Annotated in this window: 17 protein-coding genes; 7 read left to right on the top strand and 10 right to left on the bottom strand. The window is 64.5% G+C overall.

Going from position 1 to position 16,406, the window contains the following annotated elements; all coding sequences use genetic code 11:
• The first annotated feature begins 10 nt into the window (after nucleotides 1-10).
• Nucleotides 11-1,831, top strand: a complete 1,821-nt coding sequence (locus GW587_RS06155; RefSeq protein WP_166099944.1) for an MFS transporter — start codon at nucleotides 11-13, stop codon at nucleotides 1,829-1,831.
• On the opposite strand, the gene GW587_RS06160 is transcribed toward GW587_RS06155, so the two are convergent.
• Nucleotides 1,828-2,613, bottom strand: coding sequence for an alpha/beta fold hydrolase (locus GW587_RS06160; RefSeq protein ID WP_229259309.1), 786 nt, complete (start codon nucleotides 2,611-2,613; stop codon nucleotides 1,828-1,830). The two genes, GW587_RS06155 and GW587_RS06160, sit on opposite strands and share 4 nt — an antisense overlap.
• Nucleotides 2,614-2,692: 79 nt before the next feature.
• Between GW587_RS06160 and GW587_RS06165 the strand changes: the two genes are divergently transcribed.
• Together GW587_RS06165 and GW587_RS06170 are read left to right on the top strand one after the other, a co-directional pair.
• The gene (locus GW587_RS06165; protein ID WP_166099947.1) at nucleotides 2,693-4,000 is read left to right on the top strand and encodes a M24 family metallopeptidase; all 1,308 of its coding nucleotides are present in this window, start codon (nucleotides 2,693-2,695) and stop codon (nucleotides 3,998-4,000) included.
• Between the two features lie 106 nt (nucleotides 4,001-4,106).
• Nucleotides 4,107-4,619 carry a phasin family protein gene (locus GW587_RS06170; protein ID WP_166099949.1) on the top strand — a complete coding sequence of 171 codons (513 nt, stop codon included), beginning with the start codon at nucleotides 4,107-4,109 and terminating at the stop codon, nucleotides 4,617-4,619.
• A 3-nt stretch (nucleotides 4,620-4,622) separates the two neighbouring features.
• Here the strand turns inward: GW587_RS06170 and GW587_RS06175 are convergent, their stop codons facing one another.
• Complete coding sequence (locus tag GW587_RS06175; RefSeq protein WP_371875548.1) at nucleotides 4,623-4,790, bottom strand: SDR family oxidoreductase; 168 nt, start codon at nucleotides 4,788-4,790, stop codon at nucleotides 4,623-4,625.
• Between the two features lie 32 nt (nucleotides 4,791-4,822).
• The gene (locus tag GW587_RS06180) at nucleotides 4,823-5,485 is read right to left on the bottom strand and encodes a glutathione S-transferase family protein (protein WP_166099951.1); all 663 of its coding nucleotides are present in this window, start codon (nucleotides 5,483-5,485) and stop codon (nucleotides 4,823-4,825) included.
• A 157-nt stretch (nucleotides 5,486-5,642) separates the two neighbouring features.
• Here GW587_RS06180 and GW587_RS06185 point away from each other — a divergent pair, with 157 nt between their 5' ends.
• From GW587_RS06185 to GW587_RS06200, 4 genes are all read left to right on the top strand, one after another.
• Nucleotides 5,643-6,452, top strand: a complete 810-nt coding sequence (locus GW587_RS06185; protein WP_166099954.1) for a MipA/OmpV family protein — start codon at nucleotides 5,643-5,645, stop codon at nucleotides 6,450-6,452.
• A 68-nt stretch (nucleotides 6,453-6,520) separates the two neighbouring features.
• The gene (locus tag GW587_RS06190; RefSeq protein WP_229259310.1) at nucleotides 6,521-7,363 is read left to right on the top strand and encodes a CPBP family intramembrane glutamic endopeptidase; all 843 of its coding nucleotides are present in this window, start codon (nucleotides 6,521-6,523) and stop codon (nucleotides 7,361-7,363) included.
• Nucleotides 7,364-7,366: 3 nt separating this feature from the next.
• Nucleotides 7,367-9,247 (top strand): AI-2E family transporter, encoded by a 1,881-nt coding sequence (locus GW587_RS06195; RefSeq protein ID WP_166099957.1) that lies wholly within the window; start codon nucleotides 7,367-7,369, stop codon nucleotides 9,245-9,247.
• 11 nt (nucleotides 9,248-9,258) lie between these two features.
• On the top strand, nucleotides 9,259-9,597 hold the full coding sequence (locus tag GW587_RS06200) for a YkvA family protein (RefSeq protein WP_166099959.1): 339 nt from the start codon (nucleotides 9,259-9,261) through the stop codon (nucleotides 9,595-9,597).
• Nucleotides 9,598-9,690: 93 nt separating this feature from the next.
• On the opposite strand, the gene phoR is transcribed toward GW587_RS06200, so the two are convergent.
• From phoR to pstS, 7 genes are all read right to left on the bottom strand, one after another.
• Nucleotides 9,691-11,004: a phosphate regulon sensor histidine kinase PhoR gene (gene phoR / locus GW587_RS06205; protein ID WP_166099963.1), complete on the bottom strand. Its 1,314-nt coding sequence runs from the start codon at nucleotides 11,002-11,004 to the stop codon at nucleotides 9,691-9,693.
• Between the two features lie 15 nt (nucleotides 11,005-11,019).
• Nucleotides 11,020-11,709, bottom strand: a complete 690-nt coding sequence (locus GW587_RS06210) for a response regulator (RefSeq protein ID WP_166099965.1) — start codon at nucleotides 11,707-11,709, stop codon at nucleotides 11,020-11,022.
• Nucleotides 11,710-11,718: 9 nt separating this feature from the next.
• A complete protein-coding gene (gene phoU, locus GW587_RS06215) occupies nucleotides 11,719-12,432 on the bottom strand; it encodes a phosphate signaling complex protein PhoU (protein ID WP_166099968.1) in 714 nt (237 codons plus the stop codon).
• 37 nt (nucleotides 12,433-12,469) lie between these two features.
• Nucleotides 12,470-13,270, bottom strand: a complete 801-nt coding sequence (pstB, locus tag GW587_RS06220; protein WP_166099969.1) for a phosphate ABC transporter ATP-binding protein PstB — start codon at nucleotides 13,268-13,270, stop codon at nucleotides 12,470-12,472.
• Nucleotides 13,271-13,290: 20 nt separating this feature from the next.
• Nucleotides 13,291-14,169, bottom strand: coding sequence for a phosphate ABC transporter permease PstA (gene pstA / locus GW587_RS06225; protein ID WP_166099972.1), 879 nt, complete (start codon nucleotides 14,167-14,169; stop codon nucleotides 13,291-13,293).
• Nucleotides 14,166-15,164, bottom strand: a complete 999-nt coding sequence (gene pstC, locus GW587_RS06230; protein ID WP_166099974.1) for a phosphate ABC transporter permease subunit PstC — start codon at nucleotides 15,162-15,164, stop codon at nucleotides 14,166-14,168. Before pstC ends, pstA begins: the two co-directional genes overlap by 4 nt.
• Before the next feature lie 152 nt (nucleotides 15,165-15,316).
• Nucleotides 15,317-16,363: a phosphate ABC transporter substrate-binding protein PstS gene (gene pstS / locus GW587_RS06235; protein WP_166099977.1), complete on the bottom strand. Its 1,047-nt coding sequence runs from the start codon at nucleotides 16,361-16,363 to the stop codon at nucleotides 15,317-15,319.
• Nucleotides 16,364-16,406: the final 43 nt, after the last annotated feature.

The raw sequence follows: 16,406 nt of genomic DNA on the forward strand, positions 1-16,406 counted from the left end.
CGGAGTATCGATGCAAGCCACTGTCCCTGCCATGCGCTTCCTGTTGTTCATTGCCGGCATGGGAGGGCTGTTGTATGGGATCGATGTCGGCATCATCGCCGGCGCGCTGCCCTATCTGGAATCGACGGCGTCGGTGGCCTGGAAGCTGAGCGCGCAGCAGCTGAGTTTTATCGTGGCGGCGGTGCTGCTAGGGTCCGTGCTGTCGTCGCTGTTCGCCGGCGCGCTGGCCGATTGGATCGGGCGGCGTTGGGCGATGGTGCTGGCCGGGGTACTGTTCACGCTGAGCATACCGCTGATCGCGCTGGCCGACGGCTACGTGCCGCTGCTGCTTGGCCGTCTGCTGCAGGGTATCAGCGGTGGCTTGATCGGCGTCGTGGTGCCGCTGTATCTGGCCGAGTCTTTGCATGCGGATCAGCGGGGCCGTGGCGCTGCGCTGTTTCAGCTGCTGCTCACCATCGGCCTGGTCGCGGCGGCTTTGATTGGATTGTTCCAGGCGCAGTCGGTTGAAACCGCGACGGCGGCGGCGCAGGGGCTGGCCGAGATGGAGCGCGCGGCGGCGGTGTTCGCCGCCAAGGATCATGCCTGGCGCAGCATCTTCTGGATGTGCCTGACGCCGGGCATCGTGTTCACGGTCGGCAGCATGCTGCTGCCCGAGTCGCCGCGCTGGCTGGCGCGCCGTGGCGACATCGAACAGGCGCGCACCGCGCTGCTGCGCACCCGCCCCGCAGACGAAGCCGAGGCCGAGCTGCACGATATCCAGCAAGCGTCGGCCCCCGCCGCCGGCGCAGTCGAGCGCTCCGGCTCCGGCTCCGGCTCCGGCTCCCGCTCCAGCGCCAGCGCCGGCGCCGCCGAGCCGCTGCTGAGCCGCCGCTACGTGCTGCCCTTCCTGCTGGCCTGCCTGGTCCTGGCGCTGACGCAGGCGACCGGCATCAACTCCATCCTGGCCTACGTGGTCAACATCCTGAACCAGGCCGGCCTGCCCGGCGCCACCGCCAACATGGCCGACGTCGCGCTGAAGGTGCTGAACGCGGTGATGACGGTGGTGGCGGTGATCCTGGTCGACCGCAAGGGCCGCAAGTTCCTGCTGATGCTGGGGACGAGCGGCATCGTGATCGCATTGCTGACATCCGGCCTGCTGTTCCGAAGCGTGGAAGGCGAGCAGCGCGACGTCGCCGCCGTGCTGCAAGCACGCGTGCAAGCGGACGGACTCGATCTGCGCCTGAATGCCGATACATTGAAATCACTGGGCGCGAGCGCCGACGGCGCACCGCAACAGCTGACGATCGCCTATTCCTACGGCCCGTTCGCCAATGTGCAAACCCGCCGCAGCGACGACGCCGCCCTGCCGCCCCTGCGCATGACGCGCGCAGACACCGTGCAGGCCGACAGCGTGATCGGGGTCTTCTTCCGCCGCCTGCACCTGAATCCCTTCGCCGATCCTGCCGAAGGCGCGACCGCGCCGCTGCGCATCACCCAGGCGCACCTGGCCGCAGTGCCGTCGACTACGCATGGCTGGCAGGTGGCGCTGGCGATGTGTTTGTTCGTCGCCAGCTTCGCGGTCGGGCCGGGGGTGTGCGTGTGGCTGGCGCTGTCGGAGCTAATGCCGACCCGGATCCGCTCCAACGGCATGAGCATCGCGCTGCTGATCAACCAGTTCGTCTCGACGGTGATCGCGGCGGTGTTCCTGCCGACGGTGGGACAGTACGGCTACGCGACCATGTTCTTCTACGGCGCCGGCTGCACGCTGCTGTACTTCCTCACCGCCGCCTTCCTCCTACCCGAAACCAAGGGCAAGACGCTGGAAGAAATCGAGACCCACTTCGCCCGTTAAGCCGGGTTCAAACACTCTTCAAGGGTCAACTCCAGCAACGGGAAGTGACCCGTCTCGACGCGACTGAACACCGCCTGCGGGAAGATAACCTTCCACACCGCACTGTCCTGCTCCGAGTCGATCATCGGATCGTAGGCGCCGAACAGCACCGACACCGGCCCGGTGAACAAGCTTTGCACCGGCGTGTGATCGCTGGCCGAAAAATCATCCGAGGTCGCGACCGAAGTCGGACCGTCGAAAGCCCCCGGCTGCTGGATCAGCTCCAGGAAGGACACAGCCGCCTGCGCGCCCCGCGGGCCGAAGTACAGCGAGGTCACATCCGGCAGCAGCGACAGCGCGCCGAACACGTCCCAGAAGCGTGGCCGGCCCGGATCGTCGTCATAGGCCGCCAGCGCCGCCGCCAGCTTGCCCGCATGTTCGTGATCGATATGCACGCGGAAGGCGCGCCGCGCCAGCCGCAATGCCGCCTGCTCCGGATTGAAGGTCGGCGCCAGCAGCACGATGTTCTCGATCAGCTCCGGCGCACGGCGCGCCAGATGCACCGCCAGATGCGCGCCGAAGGAACTGGCCATCACCGTCACCGGCGCTCCGCGCTCCTCGGACACCCGGCGCAACTCGGCCAACGCCGCATCCTGCAGATCCAGATACGGCCGCGCCGCGCAGGGCTTGGCCAGCGGTTGTTGCCACCAGTGCACCTGCGACGCATCCGGAAAACGCGCGCGTTCGAACACCGGGCCGAGTCCCGGACCACCGTGCAAATAAAATACCGATGCTGCTGACATATTGTCTCCTTAAGCTACGCAGATATTATTATAAATATTGTTTGTTGACTTCACCTAAAAGCGCGGGCACCATCTGACGATGAAAAAATTCCTCTTCGCGCTGTCCCTGCTGCTCGCTACAGCATCCCAGGCCCAGGTCTTGTCGGTCGGCGACCAGGCGGTCGTGATCAACGACCTGCTGGCCGACCGCTTCGACAACCTGCTGCCGGGGATGATGGAAAAAACCGGCATTGACATGTGGGTGGTGGTCTCGCGCGAATACAACGAAGACCCGGTGATGAAAACCATGCTGCCGGCGGAATGGCTGAACGCGCGCCGCCGCACCATCCTGGTGTTCTACCGCGATCCGAAAACGCAGAAAGTGGAGAAACTGGCGGTGGCCCGCTACGCCGTCGGCAAGAGCATCGCCGCCGCCTGGGACATGAAGAAGTTCCCGGATCAATGGGATGCGCTGATCGACATCATCAAGACCCGCAACCCGGACAAGATCGCGCTCAACACCTCGCGCAACTTCGGCCACGCCGACGGCATCGACCACACCGAATACACCGAGCTGCTGCAAGCGCTGCCGGCCAACTTCAAGCCGCGCGTGGTGTCGGCCGAACCGCTGGCGGTGCGCTGGCTGGAAACGCGCACCGCGCGCGAGATGCAGATCTATCCGCAGCTGGTCAACGCCACCCACAAGATCATCGAGGAAGGCTTTTCCGAGCGCGTCATCACGCCCGGCATCACCACCGCCGACGACGTGGTGTGGTGGTTCCGCCAGAAGATCCGCGACCTGGGCTACGACACCTGGTTCCACCCATCGGTGGAGATCCAGCGCCAGGGCCGCAGCCTGGCCAATCCCGACGTCATCATCGCCGGCGACCTGCTGCACGTCGACATCGGCATCACCTACCTGCGCCTGAACACCGACATCCAGCAGCACGCCTACGTGCTGAAACCCGGCGAGAGCGCCGCGCCGGCCGCGCTGACGCAAGCCTTCGCCCAGGCCAACCGCCTGCAGGACATCCTGCTGAGTCAGTTCAAGGAAGGCCGCAGCGGCAACGAGGTACTGGCCGGCGCGCTGAAGCTGGCGCGCGCCGAAGGCATCACGCCGACCATCTACAGCCATCCTATCGGCTACCACGGCCACGCCGCCGGTCCGGCCATCGGCATGTGGGACAAGCAGGACGGCGTACCCGGCACCGGCGACGAGAAGCTGCGCTACAAGACCGCCTACTCGATCGAGCTGAACGCCGCGTCCACGCTGCCGGGCTGGAAGGAGCCGGTGCGCATCATGCTGGAGGAGGATGCCTTCTTCGACGAAACCGGCATCCACTACATCAACGGCCGCCAGAAGCAGCTCTACATCCTGCCGCGCAGCGCGTCATCGCTGGGCGACTGATTTGAACAGGGCCAACAAATAGTTCCAGCAAGCTCAGGTGTGCCAGATTTTTCCGGCACCTGCGAAGATGAGGTCTCCTACGTTCAACCAACTTCAGGAGAATCTCATGACTTCGTTTGTGGAAACCCTCACCCCGGCGGCAAAAGAACATGCGGTCGCGCGCATCGACTACTACAACGAGCTGTCGCAGACGGTGCTTAACTCGATGCAACAGTTGGCGGCGGTCAATGCGCAATTCAGCCACGAGTGGCTGGACAACTCCACCGCAATGCTGCGCGACAGCCTGAACGCGGCGCCGGGCGACCGGGCCGCCCAGGTCGCGCCGGCGGCCCAGGCCACCTTGCAGGCGCTGCGCGATTATCATCAGCAACTGTCCAGGCTGGCGACGGAGTTCCAGGCGCAGATCACCGGTGTGGTGCAGCAGCACGCGCCGCAGGCAACGCGCACCGCCGCCGACCTGGTCGACGCGGGCCAGCGGGCGGCCGAGGATGCCCGCCGCGCGGCCGAACAGAAGCTCAGCGAAGAAGCCAGCCGCTTCGCCAACGTCGCCGCGCAGAACCAGTCGATGCCGCAGGCCGCCTCGATGCAGAGCGCCGAGGACCAGGGCAACAAGAACTGATTGTTACGGCCCGCCGTTGCCGCCGACCGCCGCATACACCTGGCCGGTGGCATAGCTGGACTCCGACGAGGCCAGCAACACGTCCACGCCGGCCAGCTCGGCCGGCTGGCCGGGACGCTTCATCGGCGTGTCGGCGCTGGCGTAGGCGTGGATGGGATCGGTCGGCGGCACCGCCGGCGCCGCCGCGTTGGACTGCTACACGCTTACAGGAAGCGTTCCGGGATGTCGTCGAAGAAGGGGTACATCTGGAAGTACGGCTTCGACTCGTCCAGCACCCGCTTGACCGAAGGCCGCGCCACCAATCGTTCGAAGTAGGATTGCAGGTGGTGGTACTCCTCCGGGAACGGCAACAGCGTGGCGGCGTAGAACAGCGCCGGCGCCGCCGCGCAATCGGCCAGGCCGAAGGCCTCGCCGCACACCCAGGCCCGGGTCGCCATGCGCTTCTCGATCATCTTGTAGGCCGTCTTCAGCTTGGTGCGCTCCTTGGTCTGGTCGCACTGCATGCCGGTCAGGTGGGCGCTGACGATGGTCTGCATCGGCTCCTGCACGTAGTTGTCGAAGAAACGGTCCCACAGCCGCACGTCCAGCGCCGCGTCCCAGTCGGCCGGGATCATCGGCTGCGGGCCGGGGAAATAACGGTCCAGGTATTCGATGATGACCGAGGTCTCGGGCACGTCGCGGTGACGTTCGTGATCGCGCAGCACCGGGAACTTGCACAACGGCCAGATCGCTTGCAACTCCTCGCGGTCGGCCTCCTCCCCCAGGTTGATGATGCGCTTGTCGAATTCGGTGCCGTTTTCGTACAGCGCGATCAGCACTTTGTGGCAGAACGAGGCCAGCGGATGGTAATACAGCGTCAGGGACATGGTCGGCTCCAGAGAACGGCATCGCCACGCGATACCAAAGATTTCGACAAATGATACTTCAGACACGGCGATGGCGGCGGACGGCAAATGTTGCCACACTTCAGCGCGTCCAGAGCCGGGCACCGATGCGCCGGCGGACCTTGAACGGGAAAACTCCATGCGCCTCGCCTTCACCATCAGCCTTCTCTCCCTGTGCGCCTTCGCCGGCAAAAGCCAAGCCGACGCGCTCGACATCCCCTCCTCCGCCGAGCCGAGGACGGCGCCGGCCGCGGGCGACAGCCTGATGCTGGGCGCCGGCCTGGCCTACCTGCCGGAATACGCCGGCGCCGACAAGAGCCGCGTCATCGCGCTGCCCTTCCTCGAACGCACCTTCGACAACGGCGCCTTCCTCAGCACGCTGCGCGGCGCCGGCTACCAGACCACGCTGGGCGGCATCAACCTGAGCGCCGCGCTGAGCTACGGCGGCGGCCGCAAGGATCATCGCAGCACCTTCTCCGGCTCCGACGCGCTGCGCGGCATGGGCGACGTCGACGGCGGCGTGCAGGCGGTGCTGGGGCTCAGCTACAAGCTGGGCTCGCTCGGCCTCAGCTTCAGCACCACGCAAAGCATCGGCCACCGCGCCAACGGCGCCACCTACACGCTGGGCGCGTCGCTGCCGCTGTACACCAGCGCCATCGACCAGATCGGCCTCGGCGCCTCGGCGGTCTACGGCGACGACAAGCACGCGCAGACCTACTTCGGCGTGACGGCGGCGCAAAGCCTGGGTTCGGGCTACCGGCCGTTCAGCGCCAAGGCCGGCTTCGAGAGCGCCGGCATCACCGTCAACTGGAACCACGTGCTGAACAAGAACTGGACGCTGCGCAGCGCGATCGGCGTCACCCGCCTGATGAACGACGCCGCCGACAGTCCGCTGACCCAGCGCAAGACCACGCCGATGCTGATGACGGGCTTCGTCTACCGGTTTTAACAAGATTACCGGAGTGATATGATTGGAGGAAACACAAGCGTGGCGCCGCCGCGTATCGATTTTCTTCCATGATGCTCATCACTTTCGTTCTGCTTGCCCTGGCCATGTGCGCCGTCTGGTTCCGCTTCCCGTTGTGGGCGGGTTTGTTGGTCGCGGCGATCCTGGCCGGCTTCGTCGCCGGGGTGCTGCATCCGCCGGCCGTGATCGCGCTGGCGGTGTTCGGCGCGGTCGCCTATTTGGCCGGAACCGCCGCCGACAAGCGTTTGCGGATCGCGGCCGGCATGCTGACGGCGTTGCTGGCGCTCGCGCTGGCGATGCACAAGCTGCCGGGCTTCAGCAATCCGGTGGTGATCGCCGGCGCCGTGCTGTCGCCGGGCGCCGCGCCGTTCACGCAGTACGCCAATTTCGACAAGGGCGCGGTCGGGCTGATCCTGCTGGCGTTGCTTTGCAGCCGCGTCGGTGGCTGGGCCGAACTGCGCGGCGTCCTGCGCAAGACCTGGCCGGTGCTGCTGGCCACCGTGGCCGCCGTCATGGCCTTCGCGATGGCGGCCGGATTCGTACGGCCCGACTTCAAGCTGCCGCAGGTGACTTTGCTGTTCCTGGCGGTGAACCTGTTCTTCACCGTGGTGGCCGAGGAAGCGTTCTTCCGCGGCTTGCTGCAGGCGCGGCTGGCGTCGTCATTGGGCGGCGTGCGCCACGGCCAGTGGATCGCGGTCGTGGTGTCGGCGTTGCTTTTCGGCGCCGCGCACCTCGCCGGCGGCGCCTTGTATGCGATACTCGCTTGTATCGCAGGACTCGGCTATGCGTACGCCTATCAGCGCACGCAACGGATCGAGGCGGCGATCATCGTTCACATCGCGCTCAACGCGGTGCATTTCATCGCATTTACGTATCCTTACACCGCCCGCTAGCTAATGTCAGACTCTTTACCCGCACGCGCACTGCCCAACGCCGTCGTCGGCCTGGTCGGCACCACCACCGTCCTGGCCCTGCTCTACTTCGGACGCGACGTCCTGATTCCGATCACGCTGGCCTTCATCTTCAGCTTCCTGATCGCCCCGTTCGTGCGGGCGCTGCGCCATATCGGCTTCGGCCCCACGCTGTCGGTGTGCGCCGGGGTGCTGGTGGTGACGCTTACCTTGGGATCGATCGGCGCCGTGCTGGTGTCGCAGGTGACGCGCATGGGCGCCAGCCTGCCGTTGTACCAGGACACCATCGCCGCCAAGATCGAGGTGCTGAACGACCTGACGCGCGGCTCGCTGGACAGCCTCGGCGGTCCGGCCGGCCAGCTGATCGAACACTTCACGCAAGAAGGCCCGAACGACGGCGCGCAGCCGGTGCGCCTGGCCGACGGCAGCGTCAAGACGCCGGTGCTGGTCGAGGTCCACGAACCGGCGCTGAAGCCGTTCCAGTTGCTGGGCAAGATCGTCGCCTCGGTGTGGCCGCCGCTGGAGACGGCGGGCATCGTGTTCGTGGTGCTGATCTTCGTGCTGCTGGAACATGAATCGCTGCGCGACCGCTTCATCCGCCTGGCCGGCGGCGGCGACCTGCGCGCCACCACCATCGCGGTCAACGAAGCGGGCGAGCGGCTGTCGCGGTTTTTCATCTCGCAGTTTTTGGTCAACATCGCCACCGGGCTCGCCATCTGGCTGGGCCTGAGCCTGCTGGGCGTGGGCCAGGCGCTGTTGTGGGGCACCATGACGGCGGTGCTGCGTTTCATTCCGTATGTCGGCGTCTGGATCGCCGGACTGTGCGCGACGCTGCTGGCGGCCGCCATCGATCCCGGGTGGTCGATGGCGCTGATGACGCTGGGGCTGTTCCTGGCGGTCGAGGTAATCGTCGCCCAGACCATCGAGCCCAAGCTGTATGGCCACACGACCGGCTTGTCGCCGCTGTCGGTGGTGGTGGCGGCGATCTTCTGGAGCTGGATCTGGGGTCCGGTCGGGCTGGTGCTGTCGACGCCGCTGACCTTGTGCCTGGTGGTGGCGGGCCGCTACATCCGCGCGCTGAAGGTGCTGGAGATCATGTTCGGCGAACTGCCGGCGCTGACCATGCCGCAGAATTTCTATCAACGCGCGCTGTCCGGCGACGCGCAGGAAATCGTCGCCGGCGCCAAGCGCTTCATGCAGCACAAGTCGCTGGCCACCTATTGCGACGCGGTGCTGCTGCCGGCGCTGCACCTGGCGCACTTCGATCTGAAGGACAGCGCGATCACGCCGGGTGAAGAGGAAAAAGTCAGCAGCGCCATCATCGCCGTGATCGAGTCCCTGAGCGGCGACAGCAAGTGGTGGAAAAAGAAAAAAGCCAGCTCGGTGCTGACCGGGGTCGGCATCGGCCGCCAGCTGCGCGACCGCCGCATCCTCGACAGCGGCGAATGGCAAGGTTCGTTCGACGTGCCGGTGGGGAGCGTGGTGCTGGCGATGAGCCTGGGCACGCAGTACGACGAGCTGGCGACCGAGATCCTGGTGCGCATCCTGCGCGAGCAAAAGATCGACGCCCGCAGCGTCAGTTTCGCCGACTTCGGCCTGCACGACGCGCCGCCGGAGGCGACGCCGGCGCTGGTGTCGATCGTCTGTCTGGTCAGCGTCGACCCGCTGGCCGAGCGCGAATTGATGGAGCGGGCATTGCTGAAGATGAAGGACAGCCTGCCCCACTGCAAGCGCTACGCCGTGCTGTTGCCGAGTCCGTTCGAAAACGCCGACCTGGCGCCGTGCGTCTTCTCCGCCGCCAGCAAGGTGGTGCACTCCTACGACAGCGCGCTGCAATCCTGCCAGCGCACCATGCAAAAACCATGAGGAAAAAAACGATGGCGGACACCGATTTCTCAGCGCAATATTCCGACGACGGCTTCTGGGTCAAGATCAAGACCTACGCCAAGGCGGCGGGCAGAAAAGTGCTGGAGCAGGCATTGAAGATGTACTACTCGGCCACCGATCCGGACACGCCGTTGTGGGCGAAGACCACGATCTACGGCGCGCTGGGCTATTTCATCTCGCCGATCGACGCCATCCCCGACCTGTTGCCCGTCGTCGGCTACACCGACGACCTGGGCGTGCTGATCGCCGCCGCGGCCGCCGTCACGGCGCACATCAAGGACGAGCACGTGCAAAAAGCCAAGGCAACGCTGCAGCAATGGCTTCCTTAATCCGGGGTCAGAGCTAAAAACTGGACACGGCCTCTACCGTAGCATCCGCTACGGTAGAGGCCGTGTCCAGTTTTTAGCTCTGACCCCGGAGTTTTAGGTCAACAGCAGCTCGGGCTGGGTCGGGACGATCGCGGTCTTCGGCAGGCAGACGATGAAGGCGCTGCCTTTGCCGGCTTCGGATTTGATTTGCAGCGTCGAGCCGTGCCGCAGCAGTACGTGCTTGACGATCGCCAGCCCCAGCCCCGTCCCCTGCGTCTCGCGCGAGCGGCTCTTGTCGACGCGGTAGAAACGCTCCGTCAGCCGCGAAATGTGCTCCGGGCTGATGCCGATGCCGGTGTCTTCCACCTTGAACTTGACGGCGCCTTCGTATTCCTTCCACACCAGGTGGATCTTGCCGCCCGCCGGCGTGTACCGCACCGCGTTCGAGGCCAGGTTGCCGAAGGCGCTGTGCAACTCTTCGTAGCTGCCCATGATGTCCGGCCCGCTCACCGTCAGCGTGATCTCGTGCTTGCCGGCCGATAGCGCCTTGGCGTCGCGCAGCACTTGCTCCATCAGCTTGGCGACGTCGACCTGCTCCGGCCGCATCGGGTAGTCCACCGACTCCAGCCGCGACAAGGTCAGCATGTCTTCGATCAGGTGCTGCATGCGGTGGCCCTGCTCCGTCATCAGCTTCAGGTGCGACGAGCGCGTCGCCGCGTCCAGCCCTTCCGAGGCGGCGATCTCCAGGAAGCCGACGATCACCGTCAGCGGCGTGCGCAACTCGTGCGAGGCGTTGGCGATGAAGTCGCGGCGCATTTCTTCGATCCGCTCGGTCTCGGTGGCGTCGTGCGTCACCAGGATCTGGCGCCGGTTCTCGAACGGGATGATGTGCACGATCAGCTTGCGCTCGCGGAAACTGATCGTCAGCGGCTGCTCGTAGCGGCCGAGGATGATGTAGTCCATGAAATCGGGATTGCGCACCAGGTTGGTCACCCGCATGCCCTTGTCGCGCTCGTGCGTCAGGCCCAGGTGCTTCTCGGCGGCCGGGTTGCACCATTCGAGGAACAGCACGTCGTCCATGATCACCACGCCGTCCGGCAACAGGTGCATGGCCTGGCGGAAGCGCGCCAGCCATTCGGTCAGCTCGGTCTGGTTCTTTTCATCGTCGCGGCGCATGCGGTACAGGCGCGAGAAGATGTTGGTCCATTCGCCCCAGCCGTCCGGCAGCTTGGCGCTGCGCGGGTCGTCCATCCAGTTGCTGAGCTGGTATAGATACGATAGCTGCACAAACACCAGCGCCATCATCGCGATCACCGCCAGCACCAGCCCGGTCCGCAGGCCGAACATCCAGCCCGCCAGCGCGCAGCACGCCAGGATGATGGCGGTGCGCAACGCTGCGGGCACCCAGAACACGAGTTTTGGATTCATCTTAGAATTTGACGCTTATTTTTCCGACAGCATGTAGCCTACACTACGCACCGTTTTGATCAGGTGTTCCGCTTCCTTCAAGGCCTTGCGCAAGCGTAGCACATGGACGTCGACGGTCCGCTCTTCGATCACGACGTGGTCGCCCCAGACCTTGTCCAGCAGCTGGCTGCGCGAGAACACCCGTTCCGGATGCGCCAGCAGGAATTTCAACAGCTTGTATTCGGCGTGGCCGATGTCGATCTTTTGCTCGTCCATCGAGACCGTGCAGCTGACCGGATCCAGCATGATGTTGGCGGCGCGCATGGTCGCCTGCGCATGTTCCGGGCTCTTGCGGCGCAGCAGCGCCTTGGCGCGGGCCAGCAGCTCGCGCGGCGAGAACGGCTTGGTGACGTAGTCGTCGGCCCCGCTGTTCAAGCCGGCCAGCTTGTCCTCTTCCATGCTTTTCGCGGTCAGCATGATGACCGGGATTTCGTTGAACTGGCGGTCGGAACGGATCCGCGCCAGCAGACGCAAACCGGTTTGATCCGGCAGCATCCAGTCCAGCAGGATCAGTTGCGGCGTGCGGGTCTGGATGAAGTCCCAGGCCTCGCCCACGCTTTGCACCGCGCAGCAGTTCCAGCCCGCTTCGCGCAACGAGAACGTCACCAGTTCGACGATCGCCGGTTCATCTTCTACGATCAGGACGGTGGTTTTATCAGATGCCATGTTTTCTTTTTACTCAGCTTGCTCGGAGACGTCGTCCGGAATCGGCGCGGTCTTGGTGTGGCGGATGTCCTTGCCTTCGACCACGTAGATGACGTATTCGGCGATGTTCTTGGCGTGGTCGCCGATGCGTTCGATCGCCTTGGCCACCCACAGCGTGTCCAGCGCGGCCGAGATGGTGCGCGGGTCTTCCATCATGAAGGTGATCAGGTTGCGCATGATCGAACGGAATTCGTGGTCGATCACGGCGTCCTGGGCGATCAGCTGCAACGCTTGCTTGCCGTCGTTGCGGGCGAACGCGTCCAGCGCGTCGTGCAGCATGTCGCTGGTGTTGTTGGCGATGCCGCGCACCATCTCGTAATGATTGACGGTGACCGCGCCACGCGCGTGCAGCGCCTTGGCGGTGCGGGCGATCTTGGTCGCTTCGTCGCCGATGCGCTCCAGGTCGGTGATGATCTTGATCGTCGCCATCACGGTCCGCAGGTCGTTGGCGGTCGGCTGGCGGCGCACGATCAGGTGGCTGCAGGCGTCGTCCAGCGATACTTCCAGCTGGTTGACCGTGTCGTCCTCGCGCATCACGCGGTCGGCGCGCTCGGGATTGCCGATGCGGAAGCAGGTCATGGCGTCGAGGAATTGGGTCTCGACGATGCCGCCCATCAACAGCACCTTGCTGCGTATGGCTTCGAGTTCGTTGTCGTACTGCTTGGATGAATGTTCACCGATCATGCTGCTCTCCGTAGTCGATTTGCTATTATAAGTGCGATCAGCCGAAGCGGCCGGTGATGTAGTCCTGGGTTTCTTTACGCGCAGGATTCATGAAGATCTGGTCGGTCTCGCCGAATTCCACCAGCTCGCCCAGATACATGTAGGCGGTGTAGTCCGAGCAACGCGCGGCCTGCTGCATGTTGTGGGTGACGATGGCGATGGTGTAGTCCTGCTTCAGCTCGCTGATCAGTTCTTCCACCTTCGAGGTCGAGATCGGATCCAGCGCCGAGGTCGGCTCATCCAGCAGCAGCACGTCCGGCTTCACGGCGACGCCGCGCGCGATGCACAGGCGCTGTTGCTGGCCGCCCGACAGCGACAGGCCGCTCTTGGTCAGCTTGTCCTTGACTTCGCCCCACAGCGCGGCCTTCTTCAGCGCCCATTCGACGCGCTCGTCCATCTCGCCCTTCGACAGGTCTTCGTACAGACGCACGCCGAAGGCGATGTTGTCGTAGATCGACATCGGGAACGGGGTCGGCTTCTGGAACACCATGCCGACCTTGGCGCGCAGCATGTTGACGTCCTGGCCTTCCTCGAGGATGTTGCGGCCGCGGTACATGATGGACCCTTCGGCGCGCTGGCCCGGGTACAGGTCGTACATGCGGTTCAGCGTGCGCAGCAGCGTCGACTTGCCGCAACCGGACGGGCCGATGAAGGCGGTGACCTGCTTCTCGTGGATGTCCAGGTTGACGTTGGTCAGGCTCTGGGTCTTACCGTAGAAGAAGTTCAGGCCGCTGATTTCGATGGTCTTGCGTTTGCCGTTCGCGGCGATGACGTTTTCTGGGCTCAGTTGCGTATTCATGATTGATCGCTTTAATGAAATTAATTCGGGATTTTCTGGCTGAACAGGGTGCGCGAGATGACATTCAGGGCCAAGACGCTGAAGGTCACCAGCAGCGCGCCGCCCCAGGCCAGGTCGCGCCAGTTGTCATACGGGCTCATCGCGAAGCCGTAGATCACCACCGGCAGGTTGGCCATCGGCGCGTTCATGTCGGCGCTGAAGAACTGGTTGTTCAGCGCGGTGAACAGCAGCGGCGCGGTTTCGCCGGAGATGCGGGCCACCGCCAGCAGCACGCCGGTGATGACGCCGGCCTTGACGGCGCGCAGGCGCACCAGCATGGCGACTTTCCAGCGCGGCGCGCCGAGTGCGAAGGCGGCTTCGAGCAGGCTGTTCGGCACCAGGCGCAGCATGTTGTCGGTGGTGCGCACCACCACCGGAATGGCGATCAGCGCCAGCGCGATAGAACCGGCGTAACCGGAATAGTGCTGCGCGGTGGCCACGTACAGCGCCCAGACGAACATGCCGATCACGATCGACGGCGCCGACAGCATGATGTCGGTGACGAAGCGGGTGATGGCCGCGACCTTGTTTTCCTCGCCGTATTCGGCCAGGTAGATGCCGGCCAGGATGCCGACCGGAGTGCTGATCAGCGTCGACAGGCCGACGATCATCAGCGAGCCGACGATGGCGTTCATCAAGCCGCCGCCTTCGCTGCCCGGCGCCGGCGTGGTCTGGGTGAACATGTTGACGCTCAGGGCGCCGAAGCCCTTGACGATCAGCGTGATCAGGATCCACGACAGCACGATCAGGCCGATCGACATCGCCGCCACCGACAGCGCGATGCCGATGCGGTGCTTCAGCAGCCGCTTGCGGTAGACCGCGTTCATCGGTTGCTTGGTGTGAATGATAGCTTGGCTCATTTGACGCCTTCCTTGCGGGACATGCCGGCCAACATCAGCTTGGCGGCGGACAAAACGATAAAGGTGATCACGAACAGGATCAAGGCCAGCGCGAACAGCGACGAGGTGTGCAGCACGGTGTCGGATTCGGCGAACTCGTTGGCCAGCGTCGAGGCGATCGAGTTACCGGCGGCGAACATCGACCACGACAGCTTGTTGGCGTTGCCGATGACGAAGGTGACGGCCATGGTCTCGCCGAGCGCGCGGCCCAGGCCCAGCATGACGCCGCCGACCACGCCGGTCTTGGTGTAAGGCAGCACGATCTTGCGCACCACTTCCCAGCGGGTGCAGCCGAGGCCGTAGGCGGACTCTTTCAGCACCGCCGGCACGATCTCGAACACGTCGCGCATCACCGAGGAGATGAACGGGATGATCATCACCGCCAGGATCAGCGCGGCGGTCAGGATGCCGATGCCCATGGTCGGGCCGCTGAAGAACTGGCCGATGATCGGCAGCGGGCCGAGCACGCTTTTGAGCAGCGGCTGCACGTAGTCGCCGAACAGCGGCGCGAACACAAACAGACCCCACATGCCGTAGATGATCGACGGCACGCCGGCCAGCAGCTCGACGGCGGTGCCCAGCGGGCGGCGCAGCGAGGCCGGGCAGATCTCGGTCAGGAACAGCGCGATGCCGAAGCTCACCGGGAAGGCGATCAGCAGCGCGATGCCGGAGGTGGCCAGGGTGCCGACGATGGCGATCGCCGCGCCGTACTGGTCGTTGACCGGATCCCATTCGACCGTGGTGATGAAGGCCGGGCCGAACTCCTTGAAGGCCGGCCAGGCGCCCACCATCAGCGAGATGATGATGCCCAGCAGTACCGCCAGCACCGACAGCGCGAACACCATCGTGGTTTTGTGGAAGAAGAAGTCCTGGATGCGTTGGTTGCGCATGGTGCGAAGCATCGCCTTGTGCGAGGCTTGCTCAGCGGCAGTCGCTTGCGCGGTGCTGGTGTGCATGGCCGGCTCCGATTTCGGTAGGGGCGTGGAAGTGATATCAGCGCTCATATTGTTGTCTCGTGGATGTAAGCTAGCCTGCGGCTCCCGGTCGGGAGGCGCAGGCTAACCCCCTCGCCGCTGTCAGTCCATCCAGCGGCGAAGGGAGGTCGGGATTAGTAGATTGCCTTGCCCGAAGCGTCTTTCAGATTGGCTTTCCACGAGTCCTGCACCAGTTTCACGACCGATGCCGGCAGTGGAACGTAGTCCAGTTCGGTGGCGGCGGCGCCACCGTTCTTGAAGGCCCAGTCGAAGAACTTGACGACTTCCTTACCTTTGTTGGCGTCGGCCTGTGCTTTGTGCATCAGGATGAACGACACGCCGGTGATCGGCCACGAGTTTTTACCGGCCTGGTCGGTCAGCACCACGCCGAAGCCTGGGGTCTTGGTCCATTCGGCCGAAGCGGCGGCGGCTTTGAAGAACTCGTCGTCAGGCTGCATGAAGTTGCCATCCTTGTTCTTCAGCTGAGTGTGCGACATTTTGTTCTTCTTGGCGTAGGCCCACTCGACGTAGCCGATCGAACCCTTGATGCGCTGCACGTTGGCGGCGACGCCTTCGTTACCCTTGCCACCGACGCCAACCACCCACTTCACAGCGGTGCCGGCACCGACTTTGGTCTTGAATTCGGCGTTGGTTTTCGACAGGAAGTCGGTGAACAGGAACGAGGTGCCCGAACCGTCGGCGCGGTGCACCACGGTGATTTCGTCCGCAGGCAGCTTGACGCCAGGGTTCAGCGCGGCGATCGCAGGATCGTTCCACTTGGTGATCTTGCCCAGGTAGATGTCGCCGACCAGCGGGCCGGTCATCTTCAGCTGGCCTGGGGTGATGCCTTCCAGGTTGACCACGGTGACCACGCCGCCCATGATGGCAGGGAACTGCATCAGGCCTTCAGCGTCCAGGTCGGCGGCCGTCAGCGGCATGTCCGACGCGCCGAAATCGACGGTCTTGGCTTTGATCTGCTTGATGCCGGCGCCGGAACCGACGGACTGATAGTTCAGGCCGTTGCCGGTGGCGGCTTTGTACGTCTCCGCCCATTTGGCGTAGATCGGGTACGGGAAGGTGGCGCCGGCGCCGGTCATATCGGCGGCGGTGGCGGCCGACGAGAATGCCACTACGGCAGACAGGCCAACTACCAGGGAGGAGATCAGTTGCTTCATTCGCATATCAAGTCCTTTGTTATGACTGGTTAGGATGCTGCGCAGTCTA

It is taken from the genome of Duganella aceris (assembly GCF_011090165.1).
In the GTDB taxonomy this organism is placed as follows: Bacteria; Pseudomonadota; Gammaproteobacteria; order Burkholderiales; family Burkholderiaceae_D; genus Rugamonas; species Rugamonas aceris.